Source organism: Geothrix limicola (assembly GCF_030268085.1).
Lineage (GTDB): Bacteria > Acidobacteriota > Holophagae > Holophagales > Holophagaceae > Geothrix > Geothrix limicola.
The window spans coordinates 731,233-745,551 of sequence record NZ_BSDE01000003.1 but is presented as its reverse complement, the minus strand read 5'-3'; the positions used below and the strand labels follow the sequence as shown (position 1 = coordinate 745,551).

14 protein-coding genes and 1 riboswitch are annotated in these 14,319 nt (G+C 66.7%); of the genes, 9 read left to right on the top strand and 5 right to left on the bottom strand.

What is annotated here, in order from left to right; genetic code table 11:
• Nucleotides 1-135 (top strand): integrase core domain-containing protein (locus tag QSJ34_RS11200; RefSeq protein WP_285575177.1); only part of this gene is annotated, 135 nt, incomplete at its 5' end.
• A complete protein-coding gene (locus QSJ34_RS11195; protein WP_285575170.1) occupies nucleotides 135-917 on the top strand; it encodes a DMT family transporter in 783 nt (260 codons plus the stop codon). The genes QSJ34_RS11200 and QSJ34_RS11195, both read left to right, overlap by 1 nt.
• Before the next feature lie 83 nt (nucleotides 918-1,000).
• Here the strand turns inward: QSJ34_RS11195 and QSJ34_RS11190 are convergent, their stop codons facing one another.
• Entirely contained in the window at nucleotides 1,001-3,082 is a 2,082-nt protein-coding gene (locus QSJ34_RS11190; RefSeq protein WP_285575167.1) for a winged helix-turn-helix domain-containing protein, read from the bottom strand.
• Between the two features lie 176 nt (nucleotides 3,083-3,258).
• Between QSJ34_RS11190 and QSJ34_RS11185 the strand changes: the two genes are divergently transcribed.
• Nucleotides 3,259-4,332, top strand: coding sequence for an SMP-30/gluconolactonase/LRE family protein (locus tag QSJ34_RS11185; protein ID WP_285575165.1), 1,074 nt, complete (start codon nucleotides 3,259-3,261; stop codon nucleotides 4,330-4,332).
• 57 nt (nucleotides 4,333-4,389) lie between these two features.
• Here the strand turns inward: QSJ34_RS11185 and QSJ34_RS11180 are convergent, their stop codons facing one another.
• Entirely contained in the window at nucleotides 4,390-5,226 is an 837-nt protein-coding gene (locus QSJ34_RS11180) for a peptidoglycan DD-metalloendopeptidase family protein (RefSeq protein WP_285575163.1), read from the bottom strand.
• A gap of 150 nt (nucleotides 5,227-5,376) precedes the next feature.
• On the opposite strand from QSJ34_RS11180, the gene QSJ34_RS11175 reads away from it, so the two are divergent.
• Nucleotides 5,377-5,808 (top strand): MarR family winged helix-turn-helix transcriptional regulator, encoded by a 432-nt coding sequence (locus QSJ34_RS11175; protein WP_285575161.1) that lies wholly within the window; start codon nucleotides 5,377-5,379, stop codon nucleotides 5,806-5,808.
• Between the two features lie 66 nt (nucleotides 5,809-5,874).
• The gene (locus tag QSJ34_RS11170) at nucleotides 5,875-6,447 is read left to right on the top strand and encodes a hypothetical protein (protein ID WP_285575159.1); all 573 of its coding nucleotides are present in this window, start codon (nucleotides 5,875-5,877) and stop codon (nucleotides 6,445-6,447) included.
• Between the two features lie 21 nt (nucleotides 6,448-6,468).
• Here the strand turns inward: QSJ34_RS11170 and QSJ34_RS11165 are convergent, their stop codons facing one another.
• Both QSJ34_RS11165 and mtnP read right to left on the bottom strand, forming a co-directional pair.
• Nucleotides 6,469-6,969: a hypothetical protein gene (locus QSJ34_RS11165; RefSeq protein WP_285575157.1), complete on the bottom strand. Its 501-nt coding sequence runs from the start codon at nucleotides 6,967-6,969 to the stop codon at nucleotides 6,469-6,471.
• Nucleotides 6,969-7,844: an S-methyl-5'-thioadenosine phosphorylase gene (mtnP, locus tag QSJ34_RS11160; RefSeq protein WP_285575155.1), complete on the bottom strand. Its 876-nt coding sequence runs from the start codon at nucleotides 7,842-7,844 to the stop codon at nucleotides 6,969-6,971. The genes QSJ34_RS11165 and mtnP overlap by 1 nt, the downstream gene beginning before the upstream one ends.
• 28 nt (nucleotides 7,845-7,872) lie before the next feature.
• Nucleotides 7,873-8,094: riboswitch (cobalamin riboswitch) on the top strand.
• A gap of 74 nt (nucleotides 8,095-8,168) precedes the next feature.
• Here mtnP and QSJ34_RS11155 point away from each other — a divergent pair.
• The 4 genes from QSJ34_RS11155 to QSJ34_RS11140 all read left to right on the top strand — a co-directional run bounded on the left by QSJ34_RS11155 (nucleotide 8,169) and on the right by QSJ34_RS11140 (nucleotide 12,926).
• The gene (locus QSJ34_RS11155; RefSeq protein WP_285575153.1) at nucleotides 8,169-10,220 is read left to right on the top strand and encodes a TonB-dependent receptor; all 2,052 of its coding nucleotides are present in this window, start codon (nucleotides 8,169-8,171) and stop codon (nucleotides 10,218-10,220) included.
• A gap of 108 nt (nucleotides 10,221-10,328) precedes the next feature.
• Nucleotides 10,329-11,189, top strand: a complete 861-nt coding sequence (locus QSJ34_RS11150) for an ABC transporter substrate-binding protein (protein WP_285575152.1) — start codon at nucleotides 10,329-10,331, stop codon at nucleotides 11,187-11,189.
• Between the two features lie 31 nt (nucleotides 11,190-11,220).
• On the top strand, nucleotides 11,221-12,207 hold the full coding sequence (locus QSJ34_RS11145; protein WP_285575149.1) for a FecCD family ABC transporter permease: 987 nt from the start codon (nucleotides 11,221-11,223) through the stop codon (nucleotides 12,205-12,207).
• On the top strand, nucleotides 12,204-12,926 hold the full coding sequence (locus tag QSJ34_RS11140) for an ABC transporter ATP-binding protein (protein ID WP_285575147.1): 723 nt from the start codon (nucleotides 12,204-12,206) through the stop codon (nucleotides 12,924-12,926). The genes QSJ34_RS11145 and QSJ34_RS11140 overlap by 4 nt, the downstream gene beginning before the upstream one ends.
• A gap of 13 nt (nucleotides 12,927-12,939) precedes the next feature.
• Here the strand turns inward: QSJ34_RS11140 and QSJ34_RS11135 are convergent, their stop codons facing one another.
• On the bottom strand, nucleotides 12,940-14,175 hold the full coding sequence (locus QSJ34_RS11135; RefSeq protein WP_285575145.1) for a cation:proton antiporter: 1,236 nt from the start codon (nucleotides 14,173-14,175) through the stop codon (nucleotides 12,940-12,942).
• Nucleotides 14,176-14,319: the final 144 nt, after the last annotated feature.

Genomic DNA, 14,319 nt, shown 5'->3' with positions numbered 1-14,319 from the left:
TGGCAGAGTTCAAATGAACGAAACCAAGCACTCAGCGCCTGGCTCCACTTCTACAATCACCATAGGCCTCATTCGGCCTTAGGCGGTCAGCCCCCAGTCACAAGGCTGAACAACCTCGTTGGCAACGACAGCTAGTGCTCGCCCTCTTCGCACTGGCCACGCGCATGGGCCTGCCGGACCGCGCCGATCTCTCCCGCATCGGCCTCGCCGGATTCCTCGGCATCAGCGTCTACCACGTGGCCCTCAATTTCGGCGAGGTGACGGTCAACGCGGGCGCCGCCTCCATGCTCATCTCCGCCGGCCCGGTCTTCACCGCCCTGCTGTCGGCGCTCTTCCTCCACGAGCGGCTGACCCGCCTCGGATGGGGTGGCATCTTCCTCGCCTTCGCCGGTGTTTCGCTGATCGCCCTCAGCAGCGGCGGCGGCCTGCGCTTCACGCCGGGCGCCCTGCTCATCCTCCTCGCCGCCGCCGTGGCAGCCGTCTACGCCATCCTGTCGAAGCAGAGCCTTCGCCGCTACACGGCCCTCCAGTTCACCTGCTACTCCATCTGGGCGGGCACCCTGCCCATGCTCGTCTTCCTGCCCAGCCTGATGCGCCGCTTCGCCGTAGCCGCGCCGCCTGCCACCTTCGCCGTCCTTTATCTCGGCGTCTTCCCGGCGGCCATCGCCTACGTGCTGTGGAACCTGGCCCTCTCCCGCATGCCGGCCTCGCTGCTATCGAGTTTCCTGTACCTCTCGCCCGTCCTCGCCAGCTTCATCGCCTGGGTGTGGCTGGGCGAGCTGCCCGCCCTGCTCACCGTGGCAGGCGGGGCCCTCGCCATCCTCGGCGTGATCCTCGTGCAGACGCAAGGTTACGACCGGTCCGCCCCCGAGGCCCTGACGCCTAGGCAGATCCAGGAATGTGGGGACCCACTTTGAGCCGTAGACGGGCTGTGGTCTTCGACTCCCGCTTTCGCCAGGACCAGGAACGCCTGAGCGCCTACGTTAGGGATCTCGGCCCTTCACGGAGAAAGCGGTCGATTGACGAGCGTCTGCAGCTCAGCCAAGGGACCTACCAGATAGGAAGGCAACTCGCTCTGGATTCGTGCTTGATCCAGATGCCTGACACAGACCCTCGCGAAATCTCGAGCCCCCGAAAGGACCTTCTTGAACCGGGGATCGATTTTAAGCTGTTGCAAGTCAGGATCGATCAGCAGCCAATCGAAGGGAGGCGGGTTGCGCGCCTCGAGGCTTCTCTGAAGCAGCCACAGGGCATCTTCTTTCAACCCCAGACGGACCAAGAGTGGGCAGTAGAAGAGGGCGCGGTTGGCCCAATCCATAGATCCAGCCACAGATGGCTTCCGCCACTTGGTGAGGGTCTTGTTTGCCAAATTCCTAGCTCCAACGAGATCCCCCTTCGACATGGCAAGCATCACATCAGCACCAAAACCAGATTCCTCCGCCCTTGGGTCAGAAGCCAGAATCCGTTGTGCCTCTTCCATTCGATTGAGCCGAAATAGGGCAAAGAAGGTCAGGAACCGATTGAAGGTGCTGTTCGGCTCTAAGCGAAGGGCCCGTTCGGCAATGGGAAGCCCTTCCTGTGCTCGGTCGTTCCAGATCAGCCCCAGTGCTGCCCAAGAATAGCCCCCTACGTCGAGAGGATCCAATTCCATGGAACGTCTTCCGGTCGCAATAAAGATCCCGTTCGAACCCGCTGCGACCGTTCCCAGCCCCTGCTGAATCCTGGGATCACGCGGATTGAAACAGGCAGCCTTGACGGCATATTCCAGGGCTTTCTCCGGGACATTGACGGTGAGGTTCGTCTCCATCCAGCTTCGAACCATCCAGGCCTGTCCACAGTGCGGATCGAGCTCAAGGGCCCTGACGACGGAGCTCTTAGCTGATTTGAGAGAGCCCGGAGCTCGGGTTTTCCAATAATGATCATTGAAGAGAATGGCCATCCAGGCGTGGATCTCCGGCCTTGAAGCGTCCAATCCTTCCGCTCGTCGAAGGGCGGCTAGTGCAAGGTCGAAGTCGTGTTTCAATCCCAAGTGCCAGTAGCGTCGGCAAAAGTGCTTCCCTTCCGCCAACGTCAATTCCAGTTCCGAACCAAGGGCCTGGTTCGTGGCAGGCAGGACACTCTCTGGCTTGAGGATCTCTCTGATTGAATTCGCAGCCATCCGAATCATGGCGCAGTATTCGCTCTTGGCCCCTTCCGTTTGGCGCGCCCAAATGACCTTTCTTGTCGCTGCATCCGATAGCTTAAAGTCAAACGCCAGCCTGCCACCACGAGCCGTCACTGTCGAAGTGATCAAATGTCGAACTTGGTAGAGTTCGGCGACCTCTCGTAGATCTCCATTGACGGCCTCCATTTCGAGACGAGTCGGCGGTAGCTTCGTGTCCAGGCCTTCCACATCGGCCAGTAATGTCGAGAGGGTCGTCGGTACAGCATCCGTGAGGTAGGCCGTTTCGGGAGGGCCTATCACCCTGGTCGGCAGAACCAACACATTGGGATGGGGTTTTGCGATGACGGTCTCTGGCCCACGATGCCGGGATGTCCACAGCAGAATCCCCATAAACGTCAGTACAAGCATCAAAGCGAAAGCCATCCCTAGAGGAAGCCTCCATGAACGAGGCTGGGATCGATTTGCTGAAGGATAGGTCTTACCATTTTTCAGCCACACGACGCGATCCGGCTGGATAGATGCGGCCTGAACCCCGGGGGGAACGCCCCCGTTCATGCCCTCGCTCACCTCTGCCATGAATCGATAGCCTCTCCCGGGCAGGGTTTCGATCAACCTGGGCGTCTTCGCCGAATCTCCAAGCGCATGACGAGTCTTGCGAGCGGCCGTGTCCAGAGCACTCTCGAAGTCCAGGTTTACGTCGATGGGCCAAATCCGTGTTCGAAGCTGCTCGCGGTTGACGAGTTCACCTGGTCGTTCGAGGAGCGCGGTGAGAAACCTGAAAGGTACATCCTGCAGCGGGATGCGCACCCCACTCAGACGGAGTTCCCCGGTTTCCGTGTCCACTTCAAATTCTTCGAAGCGGAATCGTCTGGGAACTGCTTTCGGAGAGGAATACACGTCGTCACGCAGGGTGGCCACATCATAGACCTCGACATCAAAAAAACAACAAACATGCTCATCAGCCCAGCACTCGGGAGTTCAGCCCTTGTCCAGGAACTGTCCAGCCCCTGTCCGATGGCCAGGATTGCACGGCCGCGCCACATTCCACCCGTTCAATAAACCCGCCCCTCATTTCACTGACAAGGAGGCACCGAATGAAAGGTTTGCGTTCCGTTCTGGCTCTGATGGCGATTGCGCCATACCTGTTGATTGGGCAACTGAACGCCCAGTCACCCTCTCCCGCCACAATCGGTGGGGCGAGACACAACCTCATCAAGCTCCAGAAGGCACTCCCAAATGCCAGGGCGAAATCCCCCATATTCTTGGCGACCAGGTGGGAATGCCAACCCGGAGCCGTTCAAACAGTACTAGATGTGGCTGGTGGATGGTGCGAAGGAGTCGCCGTGGCTCCCAATGGGGATGTTTACACCTCTGATCAGGTCACGTTTGATGTCTACCGCATCACGCCAGGGGGCGAAATCAGTCGCTTCGCTCACCTCTATGACATGTACAACCCTGACGCTGCATATGCCGGTGCCTTGGGGATGGAATTCTCACGAACCGGCGACCTCTGGATCGCGATGTTGAATTTCATGGAACCCGCGCGCCACGGCATCTACAAGGTCCACCCAGACGGAACCATTCAGTTAGCCGTTCCCATGAATCCGGATGAGATCGTCGCCCCCAATGGTCTGGCCTTCGACCCCTTTGGTGATCTATACGTCACCGAAAGCATCAACGGGGCGATCTGGAAGGTCGTTAAAAATCAAAATCTTGCATCTTTATGGCTAGCGGATGCACTCTTGGTGCCACCCCCGAGCGGTGTCTTCGGCGCCAACGGAATCGTCTACAAGGACCGGGCCTTCTTCGTGGCCAACACCGATGCCGGGACCATCATCAAGGTACCCGTGAACCAAGACGGTGCCCCCGGCAACCCCAGCGTCTTCGCCTCTGGCTTGAATGGCCCCGATGGCATCACCCTTGGACCTTACGGGGACTTGTACGTGGCCTGCTGTTACGGAGGTCAGCTCGTCAGGATCATGGACGATGGCAAAACCGAAGTCGTGCTCGACAGCGACCTGGGGTACCCAACCACCCCGGTCTTCGGAAAGACGCAGGGTGAAAAGGCCACCGTGTACCTCACCAACTTTTTCTCGACCATGAACGGCGTGCCAAGCCTGATCAAGGTGGATATGTGCAAACCCCAGCGCGGGAGTCAAAACGAGTAGAACGAAAGCCTCCTACCTGCACCCATCAGCCCCGGCCGGGGCTGATGGGTCGTTACATCAAAGGTGAAGAAAGATCCGCGGATCCACGCGCGCGTCGTTGAGGCTGAGGGACCAGTGCAGGTGGGGCCCGGAGGCCCGGCCTGTGGCGCCCACCTCGCCCACCAGGTCGCCGACCTTCACCTTCTGGCCCTGCTTCACCGTGATCTTCGACAGGTGGCAGAGCAGGCTCACCACGCCTTCGCCATGGGCGATGAAGACGGCGTTGCCGCTGTAGAAGAAATCCCCCGTCAGCACCACCACGCCTTCGGCGGGAGCGCGCACGGCCTGGCCCTGGGGTGCGCGGATGTCCAGGCCCGCGTGAGGCGAACGCGGCTCTCCGTTGAAGATCCGGCGCATGCCGAAAGAAGCCGTCAGAGCCCCCGGCGTGGGGCGGCCAAAGTGCAGGGACGGCGCGAATCCTTCGGGCCAGGCCTTCCAGGCGGGGCCGATGAGGAGCTGCTCCTTCTCGATGCGCGCCTCGTCCTCGGCGTTGGGCGTCACCTGGCGCTGGTTCTTCAGCTGCACACGCTGCTCGGGGTACTGCTTGGGCTTGATGGTGAAGGACACGGCGTGGCCGTCCACGTCGAGGGCGTCCTCGCCCGGCTTCGCGCTCAGCTTGAGACCCACCACCGCCTGCCAGCCCGAAGGCCCCTTCCGCACCAGCACGGGCTGCCCGTGGTAGCTCACCTTGGGCGCCGTCGCCTGGGCCGGAAGGGCCACGACGGCCACGCCACCTGGCACCGGGAGGGGCTTGAAGGGAAGCTTGCCGGATTCGACCCCGCTGGCGGCCGTCAACGTCGGCGTCAACGTCAAAGCGAGGGCCGTGCCCGTGATGCATCTATGGATCAGGTTCATGCTTCGGTTCCTCGGTGGAGTCACTCCAGCATACCGGGGCGCCCACCGGGGCCTGCCATGGGCCCCGTGACACGAATGGGTCCAGGGCATTGACAGGGTTTCAGTGATGGCAGATATTTAGTTCGGATTCGTACTTTTCGAAAGTGAATCATGTCCATTGACCTCATCCTCCAACTCCACCGCGCCACCCATCGGGTGGGCCTCTTCCTCGCGGCCTGGAAACCCGCCCTGGGCGTGAGCCAGGCCGAAGCGCACATCCTCGCCTTCCTCTCGCAGGCGGGGCCCAGCCCCATCGGCGCCGTCCACCGCGCCTTCGCCCACAAGCGCTCCACCCTCACCGGCGTGCTCGACCGCCTGGAAACCAAGGGCTGGCTCAACCGCGAGCCGCATCCCGAGGACCGGCGCTCCACGCTGCTGCGCCTCACACCGAAGGGCCTCAAACAGGCCGCCCGGGTGAAGGAGGCCATGGGGGCGCTAGGCCAGGCCCTCGCCGAGGAACTCTCCCCCCATGCCCTCGCCGCCACGGCGCGCTGCCTCGAAGCCCTGGAGCACGCCGCCGAACGGGCCGGCGGCGGCGACTGACCTTAGAGCCTCCCCAACCACCCCATACCACCCCACGAATCGCCTCATCCGAGGCTCGGAGAAGCTATGCCCATCGCCATCCCTCCATCGGCACCCCCCGCCCTCCACGCACCGGAGGCCAGACCCGCCTTCCAGGCCCAGCACCGTTCCCTGAGCTACACGCAGCACCTGGAGGCCAGCCCCGTGGACGTCATGCCCTTCCTCACGCCCACGGGCGAACGCGCCTGGGCCGAAGACTGGGACCCCACCGTGCTCCATCCCCAGGCCGGCCCCGAAGGCGAAGGCACCGTGTTCCTCACGGCGGGCCCAGCGCATCCCAGCACCTGGTGGGTCTGCACCGAATTCTCGGTTCCATCGGCCGGAGCCCCGGCGCGGGTCACGTACGCGCACTTCACGCCTGGACGGGACGTCACCACCATCCACATCACCCTCGAGGCCGAAGGTCCGGACCGCACCCTGGCCCGCATCCGCTACAGCTGGACGGGCCTCAGCGCGCAGGGCAACGCCTTCGTCGCCCACCACGACGCCGCGCACTTCGAAGCGGACATGAAGGAATGGGAACACACCCTCAACGCCGCGCTCAGACACGGGAAGGGCGGCAGGAGAACCAAGCCGAGCGATCCAGAAAACAGCCGCTGATCCTTTTCCCCGAAGCGAACCCTAGCCTTGGGGAGAGGTCGGGCCTTCTTCAGGAAGCGGAGATTCTGACGCGCTGGCACTGGACGCATCCTCCTCACTGAAGCCCACTTCGCGCATCTTCACGGCGTCCTGGTAGGCGGCGAGGATGGCGGTGCGGATGCGGAGGTACGAGGTCTCGGTGACCTTGGTATTGAAGGTGATCGTGGCCACCAGGTAGTCGCGACCGTCGGGCATGGTCTGGGGCGCGCTCACCTGGATCTGCGGCGCCATGATGGTGGCGGAGCTGCCTTCGCGCAGGCGCGTGGCGAGCGCCTCGCACCAGGCCTGCAGTTGGGGCATGAGGGCGAGGCCCTGCTCGGGGGAAGCCACCATCACGCGGCCGTAGAGCGTGAAGAAGAGGCGCAGCTGCGGCGGATCGAAGGAGTGGTTGAGGTAGCCCGACATGCTGGCGATCTGCTGGAAATCCTTCAGCAGCGCCTGCAGCTTGGGGCTGGGCTGGGCGGGGCCCTGGGGCTTGGCCATCAGTCCACCATGCCATATCCATACTTCGAGACGAGCAGGTCGAGCCGCTTCCGGGCCTCGGCGGGCACCGTCTCCGGCGCCGTGAACAGCGCCGCCTTCAGCGCCTCGCCGCAGGCGCAGGCGCGCGGGGCGCCCGATAACTGCGGCACTACCTGGCGGAGCAGGGCCTGGGCCTTGTCCACGTTGGCGTGCATGACCTCCAGCACCGAAGTCGCATCCACGCCCTCCTCCTCTTCGCGCCAGGCATCGTAGTCCGTCACCAGGGCGATGCAGGCGTAGCAGAGCTCGGCCTCGCGGGCGAGGCGGGCCTCGGTCACCTGGGTCATGCCGATGAGATCCGCCCCCCAGCTCTGGTGCAGGCGGCTTTCGGCGCGGGTGGAGAAGGCCGGACCCTCCATGCACACGTAGAGCGCGTCGCCCTCCACGGGCAGGGACAGGGCCCTGCCCGTGGCCAGCAGTGCGCCGCTCAGGTGGGTGCAGGTGGGTTCGGCGAAGCTCACGTGGGCCACGAGTCCCCCGCCGAAAAAGGTGTCCTTGCGGTGCCGCGTCTTGTCGATGAACTGGCTCACGAGGCGCAGCTCGCCGGGCCTGTGTCGCGCCTGCAGGCTGCCCACGGCCGAGACCGAGATCAGGCGCTCGACGCCGAGGGATTTCAGCGCCCAGATGTTGGCGCGGTAGTTCACCTCGCTGGGCGTGAAGCGGTGCCCCTCGCCATGCCGCGCCAGAAAGGCCACAGGGATGCCATCCAAGGCGCCGAGATGCACCGGGCCCGAGGGTTCGCCGAAGGGCGTCTGCACCGCCACGGCCCGGTCGAGGGCCAGCCCTTCCATCCGATACAAACCACTGCCGCCGATGATGCCGATGGGTGCGTTCATCCCCCCATTCTACTTGCGTCGCCTGGCGAAACCGTGGTTCTCTGAGGATTCTGACAATTCGATGTTGGATGTTCGGGAAGCAGGTGGAATTCCTGCACTGCCCCGCAACGGTAAGCACCGCGCCCCCCTTTGTTGGATCAAGGCGCGAGACCTCAAGCCCGACCACTGGGATCGTCCCGGGAAGGTTCGGGGGGAGCCGCAAGACCCCTGTCGCGTGCGAGTCCGGAGACCGGTCCAGCATTCCACCCCCCGTCGCGGGCACGGGCCGGGCCATGGTCCCTCGGGATCTGCCTCCGCCGCCGCGACCTCATGCGCGGAGGCATGATGGGTCATTCCCGCATTCTCTTCACCCTGGCGGCCCTGTCCGTCGTGTCCCCTGCGGCCTTGGCCGCCCGGTCCAACGCCGCCGAGGCGGATCGCAAACCCGGCGAGGCCACCGTCACCGTCAGCGCCGAGGCGCAGCCCGTGGAGGTCACGCGCACGCCTTCCCCCGTGCGCGTCGTCGAAGCCGACGAACTGGCCCGCCTCGGCAGCCGCACCCTGGCCGAGCTGCTGGAAGTGCTCCAGCCCGGTGCCGTCATGAGCACGGGCACTTCCGGCGCCACGGCCTCGGCCTTCCTGAATGGCACCCTCAGCCGCAACGTCGTCGTGCTGCTCGATGGCCTGCGCCTGAACGATCCCACGGCCCTCAGCCCGGATCTCGGCGCCCTCAGCCTCGTGGGCATCGCCCGCGTGGAACTGGTGCTGGGGCCTTCCTCCGTGCTCTACGGCAGCGACGCCATCGGCGGCGCCATCTCTCTCACCAGCCTGGGCCGCGGCGCCGAGGGCTTCCACGGGCAGGCGGGCCTGAAGGTGGGCACCGACGGGCTGCGCGGCACGACCGCCCAGGTGCAGCTCTCCGACGCCAAGGGTTGGATCGCCGCAGGCGGCGAGGCCACCCAGCAGAACAACGGCTTCCCCGGCGACGCCTTCCATCAGGCCGGAGGCTTCCTCCGCCTGGGCGCCAAGCTCGGCGACGCGGATCTCGCGGGCTTCTACCGCAACAGCGGGCAGACGGCCTCCGTGCCCTTCACCACGCTGTCCTGGCCCGGCTCCGGGCGCGACTACCAGCCCGGCCGTGAGACCCGCGCGCGTCAGGAAAGCTGGGGCGCCAGCCTGCGCTGGCCCCTCGCGCCCGGGCTGGTGCTGGAAGACACCCTGCAGGCCCTGTCAGGCCACACGGGCGACCCCGACGGCTCCCTCCGCCAGCAGACCGACCGCGACTTCCGCCGCGTGGAAGACCAGCTCACCCTGCACTGGACGCCCACCAGCGCCTTCCGCCTCTCGGGCCGCCTCGAAGGCCGCGAGGACACGAGCCACGCCGAGAACTACTACGACCCCTCCACCTTCTCTCCGGTGCGTTACCGCGGCGAGGGACGTGATCTGGCGGGCGCCCTGGAAAGCCGCTGGACCCTTTTCGACGGCCTCGACTGGGTGGCGGGCCTTCGCCGGGACGCGGGCCACCGCGATCTGACGCGCCTCGATTCGGGACTGCGCAGCCGCGCCGGCAGCGCCGAGGCGGGCACCTGGCGCTCGGGCCTCAACTGGGTACTGGCCCCCGAACTGCGCCTGTACGCCAGCGCCGGCCAGGGCTTCCGCATGCCCAATACGACGGAATTCGCCCTGAACGCCCAGGCCGAGGCCCAGGACGCGCAGGCCTATCCCATCGCCCCCGAGCGCAGCCGCACCCTACAGGTGGGCGCCACGGGCCTCTTCGCGGGCCACTGGGAATACCGCCTCGAAGCCCAACGCACGCGCATCGACGACCTGCTGGCCTACGTCTACGACACCAGCTTCGCCTTCCCGCCGCTGTTCACCTCGCACTACGCGAACCAGGGCTCCATCCGCGCGCAAAGCCTGGAAGGCGCCCTGGGCTGGCGCGGCGGATCCGATCTGGCCTACGGCTGGGACCTGATCCTGCGCAGCCAGGAGACCCGCGACCTGGACCATAACGTCGAGGGTCAGCGCTACGGCCAGCAGAACACGGCCATCGTGCGCCACCCCTTCTTCACCGGCGCCGTGTCGGCCTTCCTGCAGTCGAAGAGCTGGCGCGCCGACTTGCGCTTCGACCGCGTCGGTCCGCGCTACGACCTGAACGACACGACCTACGACGTGATCTCCACGGGCCACCCGTACCAGACCCTTCACCTCGGCTTCTCCATCGAACCCGTGAAGCACCTCAGCCTCGCCCTCCGCGGCGACAACCTGCTGCAGCCCAAGCTGAGCGTTCAGGATTGGCTCGACGGCCGCTACGATCAGAAGGGCGACGCCGCGCTGGTCTACGGCTTCCCCGCGCCGGAACCGCGCTGGTCCCTGGCCGCGACCTGGAGGTGGTGACATGAAGGTGCAGCTCCGGGAAGCAGCCGAGGCACGAGGCAGCGTCGAGCAGACCGCCCGGCAGATCTTCGAGCAGAGCACTGAGCGGCTTGCCGCCCGGAGCGCCCGATGAGCGCTCGCCTGTTCCGCCTGATCACCTGCTTGCTGCTGCTCGCGCTGCCCCTGGCCGCAGCGCGGCCTCAGACTCCGACGGCGGCGCGGCCCCAGCGGGTGGTGAGCCAGGCCGTGGGCACGGACGAGCTGCTGCTGGCCCTGGCCGATCCGGGCCAGATCGCCGCCCTCAGCCACATCAGCCACGATGGCCGCTACAGCCCGGTGGCCGAGGATGCCAAGCGCTTCCCCGCCCTCCGGGACAGCGATGCCGAAAGCATCCTGCGCTTCCGCCCCGACCTGGTGCTGGCCGCCAGCTTCACCCGGCCCGAGACCCTGGCCCTGCTCAAACGCACCGGCGTGCGCCTGGTGGTGCTGGACCGCTTCGACACGCTCGAGGATGTCTATGCCAGCCTGCGGATCCTCGGCCGTGAGCTCGGCCAGGAGGCCCGCGCCGAGGCCCTCATCACCCATTGCCGCACCCGCGTGGAGGCCCTGGCGACCCGACTGAAGGGGGTAAAGCCCGTGCGCGTGCTCAGCGTGGGCGTCTACCCCATCACCGCCGGCTCGGGCACCACCTTCCAGGACCTCTGCGAGCACGCGGGCGCCGTCAATGTCGCCGCCGAGGCCGGTCTCAAGGGCCACGCGCCGACGCCTTCGGAAAAGCTACTCGTCTGGAACGCTGAGGTGCTCGTGGCTTCGGGCGATGAGGGCCTGCGCAGCCGCCTCGGCGAGATCCCCCACTACCGCGTCCTTCCCGCCTTCAAGGCCGGCCGCATCGTGACGCTGCCCGGGCCCCTCATGTCGAGCGTCTCTCACCACCGCATCGAGGCCTACGAAGCCCTGGCGAAGGCCCTCCATCCCGAACGCTTCAAATGAAGGCCCTGGCTCACTTCCGGGGCGGTCCGCGATGAAATCCCGCTTCGCCCTTCCCCTCCTGCTGGCGCTGCTGGTGCTGGCCTTCCTCGCCTCGCTGGCCTTCGGCGAACTGCGGCTCAGCTTCGGGCAGGTGATCGGCGCGCTCACGGGGGGCAGTGACGAACTCGCCCGCACGGTGGTCCGCGACTTCCGCCTGCCCCGCGCCCTGGTTGGCCTGGCCGTGGGCGCGGCGCTGGGATCCAGCGGCGTCGTGATGCAGGCCTTCTTCCGCAATCCGCTGGCCAGCCCCGGCCTACTGGGCGTCAGCAGCGGCGGCGCCCTGGGCGCCGTGGCCGTGCTGGCGGCGGGCCCCTTCCTCGGCTTGGCCGCCCACACGCTGTGGGCCCTGCCCCTGGCCTCGGTGCTCGGCGCCTTCGCGGCCACGGGCGCCGTGCTGATGCTCGCCCAGCGTGGTGCGGGCACGGAGCGCCTGCTGCTCTCGGGCGTGGCGCTCAACGCGCTGCTGGGCGCGGGCACCAGCTTCCTGCTTACCACCACCATCGGCCACTTCGAGGTGAACGCGCAGATCCTGTTCTGGCTCATGGGGGGGCTGGAAAGCCGCAGCTGGGAACACGTGTGGATGGGCGTCCCCGCCATCCTCGTCGGCTGCCTGCTGCTGCTGCCCCTGGGACGTCCCATGGACCTGCTGAGCCTGGGCGAGCAGAGCGCCCAGAGCCTGGGCGTGGATGTGCGCCGCCTGCGCTGGAAACTCATCGCCCTATCCACCATCCTCACGGCCCTCGCCACCGCCGTGGCGGGCGTCGTCGGCTTCGTGGGGCTGATCGTGCCTCACGTGTTGCGCCTCGCCTTCGGGCCCGACCACCGGCGCCTGCTGCCCTACTCCATGATCGGCGGCGCCGCCTTTCTGCTGGCCTGCGATCTCGTCACGCGGACCTTCCCGCTGGGCCTGCGCCTCGGCGTCGTCACGGCCCTCATCGGCGGCCCCTTCTTCCTCTGGCTGCTGCGGAGGCCGCGATGAGCTCAGCGCTTTCCGCTTCAGCTCTCGCAGTGTCCGGCCGCCTGGAGGCCGTATCGCTGGATCTCACACCCGGTGAACTCGTCGCCCTGGTGGGCCCCAACGGCGCGGGCAAGTCCACCCTGATCCAGGCCCTGGCGGGCCTCCTTCCCGCCGAAGGTCACGTGCATTGGAATGGACAATTACTGTCGCGCATCGCCATGGCCGAACGCGGAAGGCGCCTGGCCTGGGTGGGCCAGGAGGCCCACTTTGAATTCGCCTTCCCCGTCCACGAAGTCGTGGCCCAGGGCCGCTACGCCTGGGGGGATGACCTCGATGGCGTCGAAGCGGCGCTGGCGGAACTGGACCTTCTGGACCTCGCGGACCGACCCGTGACGCGCCTTTCCGGCGGCGAGCGCCACCGCGTCGGCCTGGCCCGGGCCCTGGCCACCCAGGCGCCCATCCAGCTCTGGGACGAGCCCGTGGCCCAGCTGGACGTGCGCCACGCGCTGGAGGTGATGCGCCTCGCCCGCCGCCTCGTGGATGGTGGCAGCACCGTCCTGGTGAGCCTCCACGACCTGCGCGCCGCCTACCGCTTCGATCGCGTGCTGGTGCTGGACCGCGGCCGCCTGGTGGGCAACGGGAAACCCCACGAAGTGCTCACCGCCGAACTCATCGGTGAGGTCTTCCGCGTGAAGGCCACCTTCGTCGAAAGCCTCGTGCCCGAACTGCCTGAGCCCTGAAGCATCTTCGCCTTCACCGCTTTTCCTTCCGCAGCACCCAGCCCAACCCCACGGGCCCGGCCACGGTGGTGAGCAGCAGGGCACCGATGATGCCGGCCTGCACGTCGGGGCTGAGCAGGGGCACGCCGTCCAGGTGAAGCTGCGCGCCCGCGGCCACGAAGATGAGGCCCACCTCGCCGCGGGGCACCATCCCCCAGCCCACCACGGCGGCGCGGATGCCCCTGCCGGCGCCGTAGCCCGCGACGTACTTGCCGATGACGCCCAACAGGGCCAGCAGCAGCGCGAAGCCCAGGGTCGCGGGCTTGAAGAGGGCGCCGGGATCCACCTTGGCGCCCATGAGCACGAAGAAGAGTGGCGATAGCACCGTGACCAGCGGATGGATGAGTTCTTCCAGCGTGTGGCGCTCGCGGTGCTCGAGATCGACGATGTGGGCGGGTTCGAGGATGAGGCCCGCCGCGTAGGCACCCACGATGGAGGCCAGGCCCGCGAGGTTGCCCAGCCAGGCCAGCAGGAAGGCGAAACCGAGACCGAGCGGCAGCAGCACCTGCTCCCCGCGGAAGCGCGTGGCCAACTGGAAGAGGCGCGGGGTGGCCAGACGGCCCAGCGTGAGCGCGGCGGCGAGGAAGCCCAGGGCCAGCCCCATGGTCTTCACCAGCTGCGGCCCCAGCGCGCCGCCAGCAGCCGCGCCCACCATGCCCGAGACAGCCACGAGCACGAGCAGGCCCAGCACGTCATCCACCACCGCCGCACCGACGATGATGCGGCCCGCCAGGGAATCGGAGGCACCCTTTTCGCGCAGCACCTGGGCGGAGATGCCGATGCTGGTGGCGCAGAGGCAGGCGCCGATGAAGAGGTCGAGCACAAGGGGAGATCCCTTGGGCAGCAGAATCCAGGCCCCCGCGAGCCCCGCCAGCATGGGCGCCACCACGCCGATGAGGGCCACGCGAAGCGAGGCGACGCCCACCTTGAGCATCTGCGGCACGGTGGATTCGAGGCCGACGGCAAACATCAGCACCACGACGCCGAGGCCGCCCAGCAGTTCCGTCGCAGGCGAAGCGGCCACGTCGGGAAACAGCGGCCAGGCCCGGTGCAGCGCCGTGAGAGCGAGGCCCACGGCCAGTTCCCCCGTGACCGCCGGCAGCTTCAGGCGCACGGCCAGCTCGCCGCCCACCTTGGCCGAAAGCCACAGCACGGCCAACAGCATCAGCGTGCCCGCCAGGGGATCGTGCATCAGGAACGCGAAAGGCATCGGAACCCCGGGCTCATATGGATGGCCTCCATTAAAGCACCGGCACGGCCCGGGCCCCGCTCGTACCACCGCTCCGCCTGGACAGCTTCTCCGACGCACGCGCACACTGAGGGCATGTCAGAAGCGAGCAAGCCCCAAGGTGGT

Bases quoted from the DNA above. Each gene is read 5' to 3' on its own strand.
- QSJ34_RS11170 (WP_285575159.1), top strand. From the start codon at position 5,875: ATGCCCATCGCCATCCCTCCATCGGCACCCCCCGCCCTCCACGCACCG.
- QSJ34_RS11165 (WP_285575157.1), bottom strand. From the start codon at position 6,969: ATGGCCAAGCCCCAGGGCCCCGCCCAGCCCAGCCCCAAGCTGCAGGCG.
- QSJ34_RS11175 (WP_285575161.1), top strand. From the start codon at position 5,377: ATGTCCATTGACCTCATCCTCCAACTCCACCGCGCCACCCATCGGGTG.
- mtnP (WP_285575155.1), bottom strand. From the start codon at position 7,844: ATGAACGCACCCATCGGCATCATCGGCGGCAGTGGTTTGTATCGGATG.
- QSJ34_RS11180 (WP_285575163.1), bottom strand. From the start codon at position 5,226: ATGAACCTGATCCATAGATGCATCACGGGCACGGCCCTCGCTTTGACG.
- QSJ34_RS11155 (WP_285575153.1), top strand. From the start codon at position 8,169: ATGGGTCATTCCCGCATTCTCTTCACCCTGGCGGCCCTGTCCGTCGTG.
- QSJ34_RS11150 (WP_285575152.1), top strand. From the start codon at position 10,329: ATGAGCGCTCGCCTGTTCCGCCTGATCACCTGCTTGCTGCTGCTCGCG.
- QSJ34_RS11135 (WP_285575145.1), bottom strand. From the start codon at position 14,175: ATGCCTTTCGCGTTCCTGATGCACGATCCCCTGGCGGGCACGCTGATG.
- QSJ34_RS11185 (WP_285575165.1), top strand. From the start codon at position 3,259: ATGAAAGGTTTGCGTTCCGTTCTGGCTCTGATGGCGATTGCGCCATAC.
- QSJ34_RS11140 (WP_285575147.1), top strand. From the start codon at position 12,204: ATGAGCTCAGCGCTTTCCGCTTCAGCTCTCGCAGTGTCCGGCCGCCTG.
- QSJ34_RS11145 (WP_285575149.1), top strand. From the start codon at position 11,221: ATGAAATCCCGCTTCGCCCTTCCCCTCCTGCTGGCGCTGCTGGTGCTG.